Raw genomic sequence first — 17710 nt, forward strand, 5'->3', positions numbered from 1 at the left:
CCCCCGCCCACCCCCCGCCCACCCCCGCTCATCGCCCCGCTCAGCGTCAACGCGGGCGTGTTCACGGGTTGTTGATGTGGTCGTTTCTTGACGGTGCTTTGCGTGCCGCCCTAAGGTCGACCAGTAACTGACCTGTCGGAAAGTAAGTTGGTGGGGTGGGTCGGTCCGTCACCGCAGACCGTCCCGCCAAGGAGAGGACGACCGTGTCACAAGGCCAACCCGCAAACGGAGAATTACTGCGGGGCCCCCGGTTGTATGTGGTGATGGCCGCCGCGGTGCTCGCCATGCTGCTGGGCTCGTTGGACAGCATGATCCTCGGGGCCGCGATGCCCCGGATCGTCGGCGAACTCGGCGGTCTGGACCGACTGTCGTGGCTGGTCACCGCCTACATGCTGACGATCGCCGTCTCCACTCCGGTCTGGGGCAAGCTCGGCGACATGTACGGCCACAAAGGCGCGTTCATCTGGGCGATCGTCTTGTTCCTGGCCGGTTCGGTCCTCTCCGGCATGGCCCAGACCATGACCCAGCTCATCGCCTTCCGCGCCCTGCAAGGGCTGGGCGGGGGAGGGCTGATGGTCGGCGCGCTGGCCATCATCGGCACCCTGGTCCCACCCCGCCAACAAGGCAAGTACCAAGGCGTCATCTCCGCCGTCATGGGGCTGGCGATGGTCGGCGGGCCTTTGATCGGCGGGGTCATCGCCGACCAACTCGGCTGGCGCTGGTGCTTCTACGTCAACGTCCCCGTCGGCGCGGCCGCCCTGATCATGATCACCGGGCTGCACCTGCCCCGCCGGCCTACCCAGGCCCGCATCGACATCGCCGGGGTGATCTGGCTCACCGTCGTCATCAGCGCCGTGGTGCTGGTCACCACCTGGGGCGGCAAGGACTATGCCTGGACCTCGCCGCCCATCCTGGCGCTGCTCGCCCTGGCCGTGGCCGCCCTGCTGGCGCTCCTGTACGTCGAGCGCCGGGCCACCGCCCCCCTCCTGCCGCTGGCCCTGTTCAAGAACGCCAACTTCGCCCTGATCACCGTCGCCGGCCTGTTCCTGGGCTGCGTGATGACCAGCGCGGTGACCTTCCTGCCGATTTTCCAACAGGTCGTCCAGCACGCCTCGGCCACCAACGCGGGCCTGTTGCTGCTGCCGATGTTCGCCGCGATGGTCGCCGTCAGCGCCTTCGGCGGCCAGTTCATCACCAAGAGCGGCAAGTACAAGGCGTTCGTGGTCCTGGGCGGCGCAAGCCTGACCGCCGGTTCCCTCCTGCTGAGCTGGACCGACCGCGGCACCAGCCCCCTGGTACTGGGAGTGTTCATGGCCGCACTGGGCCTGGGCATGGGCCTGCTGACCCAGACCACCTTGCTCATCTCCCTGCAAAGCGCCGAACTCAAAGACCTCGGCGTGGCCTCCTCCACCGCCACCCTCGCCCGCTCCCTGGGCGGATCCGTCGGCGTGGCGATCAGCGGCGCCCTGTTCGCCGGCGCCGTGACCGGCGCCCGCACCGCCGACGGCACACCGGTCAACGCCACCGGCGGCGCACAACCCGACCCCACCGTCCTGGCCCGCCTGCCACACGCCCTGCGCCAGGCCTACGAAAACGCCGTCGCCGACGGCACCAGCCGCATCTTCCTGTTCTGCACAGTCCTGGCCGCCCTCGCCCTGCTCGCCGGATGCTTCGTCAAGGAAGTACCCCTGCGCACCGCCAACACGCCCCAGGACAACGACACCACCGACCCCGTTCCCACCACCCCCACCCCCACCCCCACTGCGCCCGACCCCGCCACCCCCACCGCGCTCGACCCCGCACACCCCAGCTCACCGGCAAACCCCTAACACCCCGCCCCACCACCCCGTTGCCCCCGCCATGGCCCGGTCGCCGGTCGCCGGTCCGCTCGTGGCCGGTGCGAGGTGAGTCTTGACCTGACCATGGGGAAGTAAAGGACTTCCCTTGTCGTAAGGTGCCGGGCCATACTGGCGCGGCGTCGTGACCGGGGGCTGGGGAGAGCTCTACGGTGGCGGGCAGGCGGGTACCGCATACGCGGGGAACCTGCGCAACGTCGGGGTGTCACACGGTACTTGGCCGGGCAGTGGGTTTCCCTGCCCCGGTGGCCCGGCCGGCACGCAACCTGGTGGTTCGGTGTCGGCGGTGGGCTTGCGGGTGCGTGTGCACGAACTCAAGGGGGGACATGACCCGGCAACATCGGGGGATGAAGACGCGGCACCTGATCGTCCGGACGGCGGCCGAGGTCTTCTGCGAGCGGGGATACCACGGGACGAGCACCACCGAGATCCTCACCCGTTCGCATCTGACGCGGGGGGCGCTGTACTTCCACTTCGACTCCAAGCAGCAGCTCGCCGAGACGGTGGCGACTGTGCCGGCGGAGCTGTTCGTGCCCCCGGACGGGCCGGTGGTGCTGCAGTGCCTGGTCGACTTCAGCCTCGCCCACGCCGACCGGCTCGCCACCGACGTGGTGCTGCGGGCCTCGATGCGGCTCAGCGCCGAGCACGGCTCCGGATGCTCCCAGGACGCCGCCTTACACGAGGTGAAATTACGGGCCGTACTCCTTCGACTGCTGCAACAGGCCCACAGTGCAGGGGAGTTGGTGCCGGGAGCGGATCCGCTGGAGGTCACCGACGTGCTCATGGGGTTCTTCACCAACGTCCAGCCCTACTGGGCCAAGACCACCGCCGACCTCACCCACCGCCTGGCCACCTTATGGCGCTATCTGCTGCCGTCCATCGCGACGGCCGAACTGCTGCCACGCCTGCGCCTGCACCCCGGCCCCGCGCCGCAACCCGCCCGGCCCGGCCCCGGTGAGGAGGCGACGGTGGCGATGAGCGGCTCGGTCGGCTGACAGGCACGCCCGCCCGCCCCTGCCCGGCCCGCCGCCCCTGCCCGGCCCGCCGCACCTGCCCGGCGGGCCGGGCGGGGGAGTGGGCTGGGTGGGGGAGTGGGCTGGCCGCGGGGCCGCGGGGCCGCGGGGTCGCGGTCGGGCCGGGGCCAATTGCCGTCGGCCACCGGCGTTTTGCCGCGCTGCACGCACACCCTTCGCCCCCTTGGCGTTCGTGGACATCTGCACACCGCGCGAGGCTGCCCCTGGCAGTTCGCGCCGCTGGAAAGGATAGGTCCCCGAGCCAGGCGCGGTCATCCCTATTTGTCCCGGCGGCCTCACTCCGGCGTCAACTCACCGCTGGAATCAGCACTTCCGGTTGGTTGATGCGGCACTCGATCGGCGATTCCTTACGGTTCACTCGCCAATCACCGTAAAGGGAGCCCCTGTCGGTTTAGTGCGTTTCCCGTGGGGCGCCGCCAAGGAAAGTCACGCTATTCATGGGGTGTAGAGCTCCCTTTGTCGCACTCTGCGACGGGTGTATACGTGTACATGCCATCCTTGGATGATCGTTTCCTTGACAAACCGACAAGTCTGCTTGCTATTTTGCTTGCAGGGCAGGCGAGCGCCGCGCAAAGAGCAGCGGTTCGGTTATGCGGTTGTTTATGTCACCGGGGACAGGGGTATATGCGCCCCTCGCGTCGGCAGGGATGGGGGCACTTGTGGACGGGGGTCATACAACGGTGTGTGCTGATTCTCCCGCCGCCCCTCAAGCAATGACCACTGCCTTGAAATCCCTGGCCCATAGCGGAATTCGCGCTCGCCTCATCATTGACGTTCAGGCGCCCACGAACCGGGGGATTGATGCATGTCTTGCTGGCGGAATCCGACAGGCAATCCGGAGATATTCTGCGACAGGCCATGAGGAGACACGGCTATGAGGTCGAACTCACCGACAGCGGCGCCAACGCCCTGAAATCCTATGAAAGATTCGACCTCATTCTCCTCGACCTCGAACTTCCCGATATCGATGGCCTGGAGGTCTGCCACAGCATTCGAGCATCCAGCGATGTACCCATCATCGCCTTCACCGGACACGGCACCGAACTCGACCGAGTCCTGTGCCTCCAAGCCGGCTGCGACGACTGCATGGTCAAACCCTACGGACTCCGCGAACTCCTGGCCCGTATAGAAGCCGTCATGCGCCGCGTGCGGCCCCGCCCGGCAGAAGGCCGCAGCATCGCCTACGGTCCCCTGCACATCGACCGGGACGGTCGCGAGGTCTTCCTCAACGAGGAGCCCGTCAAACTGACCCGCAAGGAGTTCGACCTGCTCCACCTGCTCGCCTCACAACCCGCCCGGGTCTTTTCCCGCGAGCAACTCATGGACAAGGTCTGGGGCGCCCAAGGCGCCCGCGGAAACCTCGGCGCCAAGCTGACCCGCACCATCGACACACACGTCAGCTCGTTACGCGGAAAGCTCGGATCCAGCGAATGGATCATCACCGTCCGAGGAGTCGGCTTCCGCTTCGGCGGATGACAATCCTCCACCGTGGGGCGACGGTTCTCCGTCGCCCCACCACCCTTTCCCCGCTCCCCGCCCTGCCCCGCTCATCCCCGCTCATCCCCGCCTCGCCTCGGCCCGGCCCGGGCGCCTCGGCCGGGTCCGCGGCGGCCGGGCCCCGGCCAGGGGACCCCCGGCCCGGCCTGCCCCTGGCACCCCGGCCCGCCCCGCCCGCCCGGGCCCGCCCCGGCCCGCCTCGCCCCGCCCCGGCCTGGCCTGGGTGGTCGGCCTACCGCGCCGCCCGCCCCGCCACCCGCGCGCTGAGCGTGCGCCGCACATCGGCCTCGTCGTAGTACGACCGCCCACCCGCCCGGCGCCGCCCCCACCCGTTCTCGCTGGCCAGCCGATACACGCTGCCCATCGACACCCCCCACACCCGCGAGACGTCCTGCGGCGAAAGCCACTGCCTGCGCCCCCCACCGCCCGCACCCGACGGCGCCATCCGCCCCCGCAGCAGGCCCCACTCGCACTCCGCCCACCGGTGCCCGGCATCCGCATCGCAGCGGATCTCCGCCCAACTCGCCCCGGCGCCCCCCGTCCGCGCCACCAACGTCCCCCCGCACCCCGACTCCACACACGCCCCCACCGGCACCCGACGCACACTCCCCGGCGACGTCACCCGACGGGCCGCCCGCACCAAACGCTGCAACTCCACCGAGAACTCGCCACCAGCCGGATGCGCCGCCAACCACTCCACATGCCCCACCAGCCACCGCGCCAACGACGGCACCGTCCGCGCCGGCGCCGCCACCCCGCGCTCCTGCGCCACCAGCCCACCCCACGACGCCAACGTCACCACGATGCCGGAACGGACCTCCGTCGCCGCGGTGTTGAACGGCATCCCCGGCAACGGCCCCCCACTGATCCGCTCCCGCTCCCGCCCCCCACCCGACCCGCTCAACAACCGCCCGCATTCCTCATACAGATACGGCAAACCCCGCAGCATTTCCCCCACCAACTCCCGGCACGCCCCACACAGCAAAAAACCATCGCCGCCATCCCCCCGCACGCGCGCAGTCCCCTCCACCCGGCACGCAACTCCCTGACACCGCGTCTTGACGGGCACCGCACACATCGTCTCTGACACCGAAGGTCAACTCCTTTGCCGAAGTAGACCCCCAGCAAAACCGACACCACCACCCCCCGGCAAGTGATCTTCATATTCCTGGAGAAGAGTCAGCACACAGCACGCTTAATACAGAGAACCCACAAATAACCGTGCGGCCCACGTCAGACCACAACCCCCCACCCCCACCACACTGTGGCCGACGCCACCATCTGACACTCCTCTGACGTTCCCCTTGGCTTGCGCTATGAATGCTGATCCTCTTCTGAGCAATCTTGCGAGCTTCCTGGAAAAATAGGGTTGATCTCTGAAGCCACGGCGAAGAAGCTCATTACTAGCTTCCGCTGCACTGTGTCCCGGAACCACCGAGCACACCATTTCCGAGACCACCAGGCGCCAAGGACCCCTCCACAAAGGACGCGTCCGCCGCCACCGGCCCGCCCCACACCGCCCCGCACAGGGCCCACAGCCAAGCGGCCAAACCAACAGCGATTTCACGCACTTCGCCATGCCCGCACACAAGGGCGTGCAGCGCCCACCGCGGCACATCAAAGCCCCAGCGCCCCTTCAGCGGCCGGGCGCACATTCGCCTTCCTTTCACACAAGGGGCGCCACCAGCCCAAGGGAGAGACACACATGGATGCATCCGTCATCGTCGTGGGCGCCGGCCCGGCCGGACTCATGCTGGCCGGCGAACTCCGCCTGGCCGGCATCGACGTCATCGTCCTCGAACGCCTCGCCCAGCGCACCGGAGAATCCCGCGGCCTGGGATTCACCGCCCGCACCATGGAGGTCTTCGACCAACGCGGCCTGCTCCCGGCCTTCGGCCGCATCGAGACCAGCACCCTGGGCCACTTCGGCGGCCAACCCGTCGACTTCGCCGTCCTGGACGGCGCCCACTACGGCGTCAAGGGCGTCCCGCAGTCCACCACCGAAACCGTCCTGGAACAGTGGGCCACCACCCTGGGCGCCGACATCCGCCGCGGCCACGAAGTCCTCGCCCTGACCGACAACACAGGCACCGACACCGACACAGGCACCGACACAGGCACCAACACCAACACCGACACAGGCACCGACACCGGTACCGACACCGGCACCAGCACCGGCACCGGCACCGGCACCGGCAGTGGCGGTGGCGGTGGCGGGGTCACCGTGACCGTCGCCGGCCCCCAGGGCACCCACCAACTACGCGCCGCCTACCTGGTGGGCTGCGACGGCGGCCGCAGCACCGTCCGCAAGGCCGCCGGCTTCGACTTCCCCGGCACCGCCCCCACCCGCGAGATGTTCCTCGCCGACGTCCGCGGCTGCGACATCACCCCCCGCCCCATCGGCGAAACCGTCGCCGGCGGCATGGTGATGTCCGCCCCCCTCGGCGACGGCGTGGACCGCATCATCGTCTGCGAACGCGGCGCCCCACCCCGCCGCCGCACCCAGCCCCCCGCCTACGAAGAAGTCGCCGCCGGCTGGCAACGCCTGACCGGCCAGGACATCTCCCACGGCACCCCCGTCTGGGTCAGCGCCTTCGGCGACCCCGCCCGCCAGGTCACCACCTACCGCCGCGGCCACATCCTCCTGGCCGGCGACTCCGCCCACGTCCACCTGCCCGCCGGCGGCCAAGGCATGAACACCAGCATCCAAGACGCCGTCAACCTCGGCTGGAAACTCGCCGCCGTCCTCAACGGCACCGCCCCCACCAGCCTGCTGGACACCTACCACAGCGAACGCCACCCCGTAGGCCGACGCCTGCTGATGAACACCCAAGCCCAAGGCATGCTCTTCCTCAGCGGCGACGAAATGCAGCCCGTCCGCGACGTCCTGGCCGAACTCATCCGCTACGACGTCGTCAGCCGCCACCTGGCCGGCATGGTCTCCGGCCTGGAAATCCGCTACGACATCGGCCCCGGCGACCACCCCCTGCTCGGCATGCGCATGCCGAGCCTCGAACTGATCACCACCGACGGCCACAAGACCAGCACCACCCGCCTACTACACCCCGCACGCGGCATCCTCCTGGACCTGGCCGACAACGCCGCCCTGCGCCACACCGCCACACCATGGGCCCACGCCGTCGACGTCATCACCGCCACCCCCCACGCACTGGCGCCCACCCACCCCCTGGCCGACACAGACGCCCTCCTGCTGCGCCCCGACGGCCACATCGCCTGGACCCACCCCACCACCCCCACCACCCCCACCACCCCCACCGGCCCTGCCGCGCCCACCGACGCCCTCACCCGCTGGTTCGGCCCCGCCCGCTGACCCGACCACGAAAGCAGGCCCACATGCACACCACCTTGATCGTCGCCCGCATGGACCCCACCTCCGCCGCCGACGTCACCCAACTCTTCACCGACTTCGACACCACCGACATGCCCCACCTCATGGGCACCCGCCGCCGCCAACTCTTCTCCTACCGCGGCCTGTACTTCCACCTCCAGGACTTCGACGACACCGACGGCGGCCACCGCATCGAGAACGCCAAGACCGACCCCCGCTTCGTCACCATCAGCGAAGACCTCAAACCCTTCATCCAGGCCTACGACCCCGCCACCTGGCGCTCCCCGGCCGACGCCATGGCCCACCGCTTCTACCACTGGCAGGCCCGATCATGACCGCCCGCCGCGTCGTCATCACCGGCATCGGCGTCCTGGCCCCCGGCGGCATCGGCACCAAGGACTTCTGGAGCCTGCTCAGCGAAGGCCGCACCGCCACCAGCGCCATCACCCTCTTCGACCCCACCCCCTTCCGCTCCCGCATCGCCGCCCAAGCCACCTTCGACCCCGAAGAACACGGCCTGGGCCCCCAAGAAATCCGCCGCATGGACCGCGCCGCCCAATTCGCCGTCGTCACCGCCCGACAAGCCCTCACCGACAGCGGCCTGACCCCAGAGCACCACCCCCCGCACCGCATCGGCGTCACCCTGGGCAGCGCGGTCGGCGCCTCCATGACCCTGGACCAGGAATACCGCGTCGTCAGCGACGGCGGCCGCCTCGAACACCTCAGCCACCACTACGCACCCCGCCACCTCTACAACGCCTTCATCCCCAGCTCCTTCGCCGCCGAGACCGCCTGGGCAAGCGGAGCCGAAGGCCCCACCACCGTCGTCTCCACCGGCTGCACCTCCGGCATCGACGCCGTCGGCCACGCCGTCGAACTCATCCGCGACGGCTCCGCCGACGTCATGATCGCCGGCGCCACCGACGCCCCCATCTCACCCATCACCCTGGCCTGCTTCGACGCCATCAAAGCCACCACACCCCGCAACGACGACCCCGCACACGCCTCCCGCCCCTTCGACGGCACCCGCAACGGCTTCGTCCTGGGCGAAGGCGCCGCCCTCTTCGTCCTCGAAGAACTCCACGCAGCCCGCCGACGCGGCGCCCACATCTACGCCGAAATCGCCGGCTACGCCCAACGCTGCAACGCCTTCCACATGACCGGCCTACGCCCCGACGGCGCCGAAATGGCCACCGCCATCGACGCCGCCCTGGCCGAAGCCCACACCAACCCCACCGACATCGACTACGTCAGCGCCCACGGCTCCGGCACCAAACAAAACGACCGCCACGAAACCGCCGCCCTGAAAAAAAGCCTCGGCGACCACGCCTACCGCATCCCCGTCAGCTCCATCAAATCCATGATCGGCCACTCCCTGGGCGCCATCGGCTCCATCGAAATCGCCGCCTGCGCCCTGGCCATGGAGAACCACGTCGTGCCCCCCACCGCCAACCTCCACACCCCCGACCCCGACTGCGACCTGGACTACGTCCCCCTGACCGCCCGCGACTGGCGCACCGACACCGTCCTGACCGTCGGCAGCGGCTTCGGCGGATTCCAAAGCGCCATGGTGCTGACCCGGCCCGAAAGGAACGCCGCGTGAGCCCCACCACCGTGGTCACCGGAATCGGCATCACCGCCCCCACCGGCCTGGGCACCACACACCACTGGGACGCCACCCGCACCGGCCACAACGCCATCGCACCGGCCACCCGCTTCGACCCCACCACCTACCCCGCCCAACTCGCCGGCGAAATCACCCACTTCACCGCCGAAGACCACCTCCCCGGCCCCCTCCTCGCCCAGACCGACCGCGTCACCCGCCTGGCCCTCCTCGCCGCCGACTGGGCCCTGGCCGACGCCGGCATCACCCCCACCCACCTCAACGCCTACGACATGGGCGTCGTCACCGCCAGCTCCTCCGGCGGCTTCGAATTCGGCCAAAACGAACTACGCGCCCTATGGAGCAAAGGCAGCCGCCACGTCAGCGCCTACCAAGCCTTCGCCTGGTTCTACGCCGTCAACACCGGCCAGATCTCCATCCGCCACGGCATGAAAGGCCCCAGCGGCGTCGTCGTCAGCGACCAAGCCGGCGGCCTGGACGCCCTGGCCCAAGCCCGACGCCACATCCGCAAAGGCACCCCCCTGATCCTCTCCGGCGGCCTGGACGCCTCCCTGTGCCCCTGGGGCTGGGTCGCCCAACTCACCAGCGAACGCCTGAGCACCTCCCACGACCCCCACCGCGCCTACCTCCCCTTCGACGCCGCCGCACACGGCCACGTACCCGGCGAAGGCGGCGCACTGCTCACCCTCGAAGACGCCCACACCGCCACCCAACGCGGCGCCCACATCTACGGCGAAATCAGCGGCTACGGCGCCACCTTCGACCCCGCCCCCACCAGCGGCCGACCCCCCACCCTGCGCACCGCCATCGAACTGGCCCTCAAAGACGCCCAGATGACCCCCACCGACATCGACGTCATCTTCGCCGACGCCGCCGCCCTCCCCGAACTGGACCGCATCGAAACCCAAGCCATCACCGACGTCTTCGGCGCCCACACCACCCCCGTCACCGCCCCCAAGACCATGACCGGCCGCCTCAACTCCGGCGCCGCCCCCCTGGACGTGGCCACCGCCCTCCTGGCCCTGCGCGACCAACTCATCCCCCCCACCATCAACGTCACACCCGACCCCACCCACACCATCGACCTGGTCACCCACCCCCGCCCCGCCCACCTGCGCACCGCCATGATCCTGGCCCGCGGCCACGGCGGCTTCAACTCCGCCCTGATCGTCCACACCGACCACCCCCACCCCCACCCCCCGACCACCCCAGCCGACCCGCGAGAGGCCCACACATGACCCACCCCACCTTCACCTTCGACACCCTCAAGGACATCCTGCGCGAAGGCGCCGGCGCCGACCCCGACACCCTCACCGACACCCTCCTGGACACCACCTTCGAAGACCTCGGCTTCGAATCACTGGCCCTCCTGGAAACCCTCAGCCGCATCGAACGGCAATACGACATCGCCCTGGACGACACCGCCCTGACCGGCACCGCCACCCCCAGAGCCCTGATCACCCTGGTCAACGAGCAGCTCAGCAGCGCCGCCGCCTAAAGCCGTCGGCGCCGTGCCACCCGTCGATGCCCGGCACGGCGCCGACACCCACCACCCACCACCCACCCCGCCCAAGGAGCACCATGCCCAACCACCAGCGCGTCGCCCTCATCACCGGCGGCACCAGCGGAATCGGACTGGCCACCGCCCGCCTCCTGGCCACCCAGGGCCACGCCGTCTACCTCGGCGCCCGCACCCCCCACGACATCACCCGCACCGTCGAGGAACTACGCACCGAGGGCCTGACCGTCGACGGCAGCAGCTGCGACGTCCGCGACAGCACACAGGTCACTGCCTTCGTCCAAGCAGCCGTCGACCGCTTCGGCACCATCGACGTCCTGGTCAACAACGCCGGCCGCAGCGGCGGCGGCGTGACCGCCGACATCCCCGACGACCTGTGGGCCGACGTCCTGGCCACCAACCTCACCAGCGTCTTCACCATGACCCGCGCCGTCCTCAACACCGGCGGCATGCGCAACAAAAACCGCGGCCGCATCATCAACATCGCCTCCACCGCAGGCAAACAAGGCGTCGTCCTGGGCGCCCCCTACTCGGCCTCCAAACACGGCGTCGTCGGCTTCACCAAGGCCCTGGGCAACGAACTGGCCCCCACCGGCATCACCGTCAACGCCGTCTGCCCCGGCTACGTCGAAACCCCCATGGCCAGGCGCGTCCGCGCCGGCTACGCCGCCGCCTACGACACCACCGAAGACGCGGTCATGAAGAAGTTCACCGCCAAGATCCCCCTCGGCCGCTACACCACACCGCAGGAAGTAGCCGGCCTGGTCGGCTACCTGGCCTCCGACACCGCCGCCGCCATCACCTCCCAGGCCCTCAACGTCTGCGGCGGCCTCGGCAACTTCTGACCCATCCGCGCACCAGCCAAGGAGACCACCATGACGCAACCGGGCCCGCGCACCGTCGAACACGAGATCACGATCTCGGCCCCGGCCCGCGCCGTCTACCAACTGCTCGCCCAGGTGGCGAACTGGCCCAGGATCTTCCCACCCACCCTCCACGTCGAGCAGCTCGCACAAGACGAGCGCAGCGAACGGATCCAGATCTGGGCCACCGCCAACGGCGAACCCAAGAACTGGACATCCCGCCGCACCCTGGACCCCGAAGGACTACGCATCGACTTCCGCCAGGAGGTCTCCGCCCCGCCGGTGGCCTCCATGGGCGGCGCCTGGGTCATCGAACCCCTCTCCACGCACCGCTCCCGCGTCCGCCTCCTGCACGACTACCGCGCCGTCGACGACGACCCCGACAAACTCCAGTGGATCGAAAGGGCCGTCGACGACAACTCCCGCCAGGAACTGGCCGCACTCAAAACCAACATCGAAGCCGACCAGGCCGCGGGGGAGTGGACCTTCTCCTTCGAAGACACCGTCCACATCGACGGCACCACCACCGACGTCTACGACTTCATCAACGACGCCCACCAGTGGCCCGACCGCCTCCCCCACGTCGCCACCGTCGACCTCACCGAACCCACCCCCGGCTTCCAACGCCTGACCATGCAGACCCGGGCCAAGGACGGCTCCACCCACACCACCCAGTCCTACCGCGTCTGCTTCCCCCACCGGCAGATCGCCTACAAGCAGACCACCCTGCCGGCACTGATGACCCTCCACACCGGCCGGTGGACCTTCCAGCAGCACGGCAGCGGCGTGCGCGCCACCTCCCAGCACACCGTCGTCCTCAACCCCACCAACATCACCGCCATCCTCGGACCCGACGCCGGCATACCCGAAGCCACCGCATACGTGCGCACCGCCCTGAGCACCAACAGCCGCGCCACCCTCGGCCACGCCAAGGACTACGCCGAAGCCCGGCGGCCCCGACCATGACCACCCCCACCCCCGCCCTGGACACCCACGTCGTCGTGGTCGGCGCCGGACCGGTCGGCCTGATGCTCGCCGGCGAACTGCAACTGGGCGGCGCACAGGTGACCGTACTGGAGCAATGCCACGCCCCCACCACCCAATCCCGCGCCTCCACCCTGCACGCCCGCACCATGGACATCCTCCACCAACGCGGCCTGCTGAAGCAGTTGGGCACCCCACCCCAAGGCGGCCCCGGACACTTCGGCGGCATGCGCCTGGACCTGACCGGCCCCAGCCCCCACAGCGGCCAATGGAAAGTCCCCCAGGCCCGCACCGAAGCCCTCCTGGCACGGTGGGCCACCGACCTGGGCGCCCGCATCCTGCGCGGCCACCGCCTGGTCGCCCTGACCCACACCGACGACCACGTCCACGCCGACGTCCTGGCCGACGGCCACCACCACACCGTGCGCGCCCGCTACCTCATCGGCTGCGACGGCGAGCGAAGCACCGTGCGGGAACTGGGCGGATTCGCCTTCCCCGGCCACGACGCCACCAAAGAACTCCTGCGCGCCGACATCGCCGACCTCACCATCCCCGACCGACGCTTCGAACGCCACCGGGGCGGACTGGCCATCGCCTCCCGCGGCCCAGGCGGCATCACCCGCGTCATGGTCCACCGCTACGGCACCCCCGCCACCCCCCGCACCACCGACCCCACCTTCGAAGAGGTCACCACCGCCTGGAAGCACGTCACCGGCGAAGACCTCACCCACGGCCGCCCGATCTGGCTCAACGCCTTCGGCAACACCTGCCGCCAAGCCGACCGCTACCGCAACGGCCCGATCCTGCTCGCCGGAGACGCCGCCCACCACCAAATGCCCGTCGGCGGACAGGCGTTGAACCTGGGCCTGCACGACGCGGTCAACCTCGGCTGGAAACTCGCCGCCCACCTGCGCGGCACCGCACACCCCGACCTGCTCGACAGCTACCACGACGAACGCCACCCGGTCGGCGCCCGCATCCTGGGCAACATCACCGCCCAGGCACTACTCCTGCTCGGCGGCCCCGAAGTAGAACCCCTGCGCGCCGTCTTCGGTGAACTCCTCACCCTGCCCCAGGCCCGCACCCACCTCGCCGCCATGATCAGCGGCCTGGACCACACCTACCCGCCCGGGCCCGGCCACCACCGCCTGGTAGGCACCCCCGTGCCCTACCACCACCTGCACACCACCACCGAAACCACCGACACCTTCGCACCCCTGCAGACCGGCCACGGCGTCCTGATCGACCTCACCGACGACCCGGCCCTGGCCACCTGCGCCACCCCCTGGACCGACGGCCGGGTCCACCTCCTGCGCGCCACCGTCCCGCCCGGCACCCCACCACCGGCCTTCACCGCCGCACTCGTGCGGCCCGACGGCCACCTCGCCTGGGCCGACGGCACCCCCAGCAGCCTGCAAACCGCCCTGCACCGCTGGTTCGGACCACCCCACCCCCACGCCGCCCGGCACTGACCACAACCCCCACCCGCTCACCACGACACCAAGGAGAACACCATGGGCAAGCTCACGGGAAAGACCGCACTGGTCACCGGCTCCAGCCGCGGCATCGGCCGCGCCACCGCCCTGCGCCTGGCACACGAGGGCGCCACCGTCGCCGTGCACTACACCGCCAACCAGCAGGCCGCCACCCAGACCGTCGCCGACATCGAAGCCGCCGGCGGACACGCCTTCGCCATCCGCGCCGAACTGGGCGTCCCCGGCGACGTCGACACCCTCTTCGCCGCCCTCGAAGCCGCACTGAAGGACCGCACCGGCACCACCACACTGGACATCCTGGTCAACAACGCGGCCATCATGGGCGGCGTGGCACCCGAAGAGGTCACCCCCGAACTCTTCGACCGCCTGGTCGCCGTCAACGCCAAGGCACCCTTCTTCCTCGTGCAGCGCGCACTGACCCTGATGCCCGACGGCGGACGCATCATCAACCTCTCCTCCGGCCTGACCCGCTTCGCCAACCCCGAGGAAGTCGCCTACTCGATGACCAAGGGCGCCATCGAACAGCTCACCCTGCACTTCGCCAAGCACCTGGGCCCCCGCGGCATCACCGTCAACTCCGTCGCCCCCGGCATCACCAACAACGGCAGCCCCGTCTTCGACATCCCCGAAGCCGTCGAGCAGATGGCCCAGATGTCGGCCTTCGGCCGCGTCGGCGACCCCACCGACGTCGCCGACGTCGTCGCCTTCCTCGCCTCCGACGACGCCCGATGGATCACCGGCGCCTTCCTCGACGCCACCGGCGGCACCCTCCTGGGCTGACCCCACCCACCCGCCGCCCCTGCGGCACCCGCCGCCCCGCGGCACCGGCCGCGACACACCCGCGTCGCGGCCGGCCAACAGCCCACCTACTGGCGGTGAACCATGGCCCACACCCCACCCCACACCCCACCCGACCCCCGCCGCGGCGGCCGGGCCCTGCTGCTCGTCCTCGCCGGCAACATGCTCATCGACGCCCTGGAAGTCTCCGTCGTCATCGTCGCCCTCCCCCCACTCGGCACCACCTTGGGCCTGACCCCCCTCACCGCCCAATGGATCATGGGAGGCTTCGCCCTCGGCTTCGCCGCACTCCTCCTCCTGGGCACCCCCCTGGCCACCCGCTTCGGACGCCGCCCCCTCTACCTCGCCGCACTGACCGTCTTCACCCTGGCCTCCCTGGCCGGCGGACTGACCAGCGACCCCACCACCCTGATCGCCACCCGCGTCCTCAAAGGCACCTGCGCCGCCCTGACCGCACCCACCGGCCTGGCCATCATCACCACCACCTACCGCGAAGGCCCCGAACGCAGACGCGCCATCTCCCTCTACTCCTTCTTCGGCGCCATCGGATTCACCACCGGACTGCTCCTGTCCGGCGCCCTGACCCCCCTCAACTGGCGCCTGACCTTCCTGTGCACCGCCCCCGCCGCCCTACTCCTGCTGTGCCTGGCCACCCGCACCATCCCCCACACCCCCACCCCACCCCCCACACCGGCCCGCCCCCCACACCACCTGCTGACCAACGGCCCCCTGATCCGCAGCGCACTGGGCGCCGCCACCCTCAACGGCACCTACCTCTCCCTGCTCCTCCTGGCCACCTTCTACCTCCAAACCACCTGGCACTGGACCCCCTGGCACACCGCACTGGCCTTCCTGCCCGCCTGCGCCCCCCTGGCCGCCGCCGCCCTCTTCGCCGGCCCGATGGTGGCCCGCTTCGGCGCCCCACGCCTGATCGCCCTGGGCGCCGCCGCCCCCCTGACCGGCTACCTCCTGGCCCTGGCCACCACCCCACCACACTCCTACGCCACCGACCTGATGCCCACCATGGCCCTGGTCGGCATCGGATTCGTCCTGTCCTTCACCGCCCTGAACCTCCACGCCGGCAGCGCCCTACCCCCCACCGACCGGCCCGCCGCCACCGCCCTGTACCAAACCGCCGTCCAACTCGGCGCCGTACTCCTGCCCACAGCCACCAGCGCACTGCTGACCGCAGGACTGGCCGGACACCCACCCGGCACCCCCGGCACCACAGACGCCTACCGCCCACCCCTGGTACTGATCACCACCGCCGCAGCCGCCGGACTGGCCATCGCCCTGTGGGGACTGCGCACCTCAAAACCCGCACACCACAAGCCAGTTGAGACACAAACCGGATGACCGCACGCCCCCACTGCCCCAGACTGTCGCCCACCACCCGCCCGCGCCACCGCACCAACCCCCCACACCGCAACCGCACGGGCACCCACCCCACTCCCACGGAAGGCACCCGCCCATGACGCCCCCCGCCCACACCTCCAGACTGCCCTCGCTCACCGGCATGCGCTTCCTGGCCGCCGCCATGGTCTTCGCCGTACACGGCGCCGCCGCCGGCGCCTTCCGCGACATCGGCGCCGCCGCCGACTACTTCCGCTTCTTCGGCAACGCCGGCGCGCTCGGCGTCTCCTTCTTCTTCGTCCTCAGCGGCTTCGTCCTGACCTGGTCGGCCCGCCCCACCGACACCACCACCGGGTTCTGGCGCCGACGCCTGGTGAAAATCTTCCCCAACCACCTCGTCACCTTCGTCATCGCCCTGGCCCTCCTGGCCCTGACCGGCACCGCGGTCGCCACCCACCAAACCACCATCACCCTGTTCCTGCTGCAGTCCTGGATACCCGACAGCTCCTACGTCGAGGCCGCCAACAACGTCAGCTGGTCCCTGTCGGTGGAACTGCTCTTCTACCTCTCCTTCCCCCTGCTCATCAAAGCGATCAACAAGATCCGCCCCAACCGCCTGTGGTACGCCGCCGCAACCACCGCCGCCCTGGTCATCGCGGTGCCGGCGATCGCCCAGCACCTGCTCCCAGGCACCCCGCACTACTCGTTCCTGCCGGTGTCCTGGACCCAGATCTGGTTCGTCTACGTCTTCCCGGCCGTACGCCTCCTGGAATTCCTGCTCGGCATGATCATGGCCCGGATCCTGCTCACCGGCCGCTGGATCAACCTCCCGATCACCCCCGCCGCCGCCCTGACAGCCGTCGCCTACCTGGTCCCGATCTACCTCGACCACAACCCGCTGTTCAACTACGCGGCGTTCACCATCATCCCGCTGGCCCTGCTGATCCCGGCCGCCGCCGCAGCCGACGTCCAAGGACGCCGCACCCTGGTCAACACCCGCCCCATGGTGTGGCTGGGAGAGATCTCCTTCGCCTTCTACCTCGTCCACTACCTGATCTTGAAGTTCGGCCACCGCGCCTTCGGCGCCCAACCCAACATCTTCGGCCAGCCCTCCGGACCGGCCTGGAGCACCCCCGTCGCCATCGCCTTCCTCCTGGGCTGCTTCGCCCTGTCCATCGCCGCGGCCTGGGCCCTGTACGCCACCGTCGAACGCCCCGCCATGCGCCGCTTCTCCCGCCCCAACAACCGCCACCCCCACCACAACACCCCCCAACCCCGCACCATCCCCGCCGACACCCACTGACCCACCCCACCACCCCACCCCACCACCCCACCCC

At 70.0% G+C, this 17710-nt stretch carries 15 protein-coding genes; 14 read left to right on the forward strand and 1 reads right to left on the reverse strand.

Annotated elements, in window-relative coordinates; translation table 11 throughout:
• Window positions 1–203: 203 nt before the first annotated feature.
• The 3 genes from CG747_RS46005 to CG747_RS46020 all read left to right on the forward strand — a co-directional run bounded on the left by CG747_RS46005 (window position 204) and on the right by CG747_RS46020 (window position 4366).
• Complete coding sequence (locus tag CG747_RS46005; protein WP_257981221.1) at window positions 204–1829, forward strand: MDR family MFS transporter; 1626 nt, start codon at window positions 204–206, stop codon at window positions 1827–1829.
• A gap of 374 nt (window positions 1830–2203) precedes the next feature.
• The gene (locus tag CG747_RS46010; RefSeq protein ID WP_180986031.1) at window positions 2204–2851 is read left to right on the forward strand and encodes a TetR/AcrR family transcriptional regulator; all 648 of its coding nucleotides are present in this window, start codon (window positions 2204–2206) and stop codon (window positions 2849–2851) included.
• A gap of 840 nt (window positions 2852–3691) precedes the next feature.
• Window positions 3692–4366, forward strand: a complete 675-nt coding sequence (locus CG747_RS46020) for a response regulator transcription factor (RefSeq protein ID WP_100607833.1) — start codon at window positions 3692–3694, stop codon at window positions 4364–4366.
• 253 nt (window positions 4367–4619) lie between these two features.
• On the opposite strand, the gene CG747_RS46025 is transcribed toward CG747_RS46020, so the two are convergent.
• A complete protein-coding gene (locus CG747_RS46025; RefSeq protein ID WP_146022299.1) occupies window positions 4620–5231 on the reverse strand; it encodes a hypothetical protein in 612 nt (203 codons plus the stop codon).
• An 861-nt stretch (window positions 5232–6092) separates the two neighbouring features.
• Between CG747_RS46025 and CG747_RS49025 the strand changes: the two genes are divergently transcribed.
• The 11 genes from CG747_RS49025 (at window position 6093) to CG747_RS46075 (ending at window position 17676) form a co-directional block, all read left to right on the forward strand.
• Complete coding sequence (locus CG747_RS49025; RefSeq protein WP_257981222.1) at window positions 6093–7718, forward strand: FAD-dependent monooxygenase; 1626 nt, start codon at window positions 6093–6095, stop codon at window positions 7716–7718.
• Between the two features lie 23 nt (window positions 7719–7741).
• Complete coding sequence (locus CG747_RS46035) at window positions 7742–8071, forward strand: TcmI family type II polyketide cyclase (RefSeq protein WP_100607835.1); 330 nt, start codon at window positions 7742–7744, stop codon at window positions 8069–8071.
• Window positions 8068–9339, forward strand: coding sequence for a beta-ketoacyl synthase (locus CG747_RS46040; protein ID WP_100607836.1), 1272 nt, complete (start codon window positions 8068–8070; stop codon window positions 9337–9339). Before CG747_RS46035 ends, CG747_RS46040 begins: the two co-directional genes overlap by 4 nt.
• The gene (locus CG747_RS46045; RefSeq protein WP_100607837.1) at window positions 9336–10598 is read left to right on the forward strand and encodes a ketosynthase chain-length factor; all 1263 of its coding nucleotides are present in this window, start codon (window positions 9336–9338) and stop codon (window positions 10596–10598) included. Before CG747_RS46040 ends, CG747_RS46045 begins: the two co-directional genes overlap by 4 nt.
• Window positions 10595–10858, forward strand: a complete 264-nt coding sequence (locus tag CG747_RS46050) for an acyl carrier protein (protein ID WP_100607838.1) — start codon at window positions 10595–10597, stop codon at window positions 10856–10858. Before CG747_RS46045 ends, CG747_RS46050 begins: the two co-directional genes overlap by 4 nt.
• A gap of 83 nt (window positions 10859–10941) precedes the next feature.
• Window positions 10942–11724: a 3-oxoacyl-ACP reductase FabG gene (fabG, locus tag CG747_RS46055; protein WP_100607839.1), complete on the forward strand. Its 783-nt coding sequence runs from the start codon at window positions 10942–10944 to the stop codon at window positions 11722–11724.
• Window positions 11725–11754: 30 nt separating this feature from the next.
• A complete protein-coding gene (locus CG747_RS46060) occupies window positions 11755–12708 on the forward strand; it encodes an aromatase/cyclase (RefSeq protein ID WP_100607840.1) in 954 nt (317 codons plus the stop codon).
• On the forward strand, window positions 12705–14198 hold the full coding sequence (locus CG747_RS46065) for an FAD-dependent monooxygenase (RefSeq protein ID WP_180986032.1): 1494 nt from the start codon (window positions 12705–12707) through the stop codon (window positions 14196–14198). The genes CG747_RS46060 and CG747_RS46065 overlap by 4 nt, the downstream gene beginning before the upstream one ends.
• A 42-nt stretch (window positions 14199–14240) precedes the next feature.
• Window positions 14241–15002, forward strand: coding sequence for an SDR family oxidoreductase (locus CG747_RS48740; protein WP_180986033.1), 762 nt, complete (start codon window positions 14241–14243; stop codon window positions 15000–15002).
• 102 nt (window positions 15003–15104) lie between these two features.
• Complete coding sequence (locus CG747_RS46070) at window positions 15105–16376, forward strand: MFS transporter (RefSeq protein ID WP_100607841.1); 1272 nt, start codon at window positions 15105–15107, stop codon at window positions 16374–16376.
• Between the two features lie 115 nt (window positions 16377–16491).
• Window positions 16492–17676 (forward strand): acyltransferase, encoded by a 1185-nt coding sequence (locus tag CG747_RS46075; RefSeq protein ID WP_100607842.1) that lies wholly within the window; start codon window positions 16492–16494, stop codon window positions 17674–17676.
• Window positions 17677–17710 lie beyond the last annotated feature (34 nt).

The organism is Streptomyces sp. CB02959 (assembly GCF_002803155.1).
Lineage (GTDB): Bacteria > Actinomycetota > Actinomycetes > Streptomycetales > Streptomycetaceae > Streptomyces.

Excerpts from the sequence above, each read along its gene's own strand:
- CG747_RS46010 (WP_180986031.1), top strand. The coding sequence starts at position 2,204 with ATGAAGACGCGGCACCTGATCGTCCGGACGGCGGCCGAGGTCTTCTGC.
- CG747_RS46020 (WP_100607833.1), top strand. The coding sequence starts at position 3,692 with ATGCATGTCTTGCTGGCGGAATCCGACAGGCAATCCGGAGATATTCTG.
- CG747_RS46025 (WP_146022299.1), bottom strand. The coding sequence starts at position 5,231 with ATGCCGTTCAACACCGCGGCGACGGAGGTCCGTTCCGGCATCGTGGTG.
- CG747_RS49025 (WP_257981222.1), top strand. The coding sequence starts at position 6,093 with ATGGATGCATCCGTCATCGTCGTGGGCGCCGGCCCGGCCGGACTCATG.
- CG747_RS46035 (WP_100607835.1), top strand. The coding sequence starts at position 7,742 with ATGCACACCACCTTGATCGTCGCCCGCATGGACCCCACCTCCGCCGCC.
- CG747_RS46040 (WP_100607836.1), top strand. The coding sequence starts at position 8,068 with ATGACCGCCCGCCGCGTCGTCATCACCGGCATCGGCGTCCTGGCCCCC.
- CG747_RS46050 (WP_100607838.1), top strand. The coding sequence starts at position 10,595 with ATGACCCACCCCACCTTCACCTTCGACACCCTCAAGGACATCCTGCGC.
- fabG (WP_100607839.1), top strand. The coding sequence starts at position 10,942 with ATGCCCAACCACCAGCGCGTCGCCCTCATCACCGGCGGCACCAGCGGA.
- CG747_RS46060 (WP_100607840.1), top strand. The coding sequence starts at position 11,755 with ATGACGCAACCGGGCCCGCGCACCGTCGAACACGAGATCACGATCTCG.
- CG747_RS46065 (WP_180986032.1), top strand. The coding sequence starts at position 12,705 with ATGACCACCCCCACCCCCGCCCTGGACACCCACGTCGTCGTGGTCGGC.
- CG747_RS48740 (WP_180986033.1), top strand. The coding sequence starts at position 14,241 with ATGGGCAAGCTCACGGGAAAGACCGCACTGGTCACCGGCTCCAGCCGC.
- CG747_RS46070 (WP_100607841.1), top strand. The coding sequence starts at position 15,105 with ATGGCCCACACCCCACCCCACACCCCACCCGACCCCCGCCGCGGCGGC.
- CG747_RS46075 (WP_100607842.1), top strand. The coding sequence starts at position 16,492 with ATGACGCCCCCCGCCCACACCTCCAGACTGCCCTCGCTCACCGGCATG.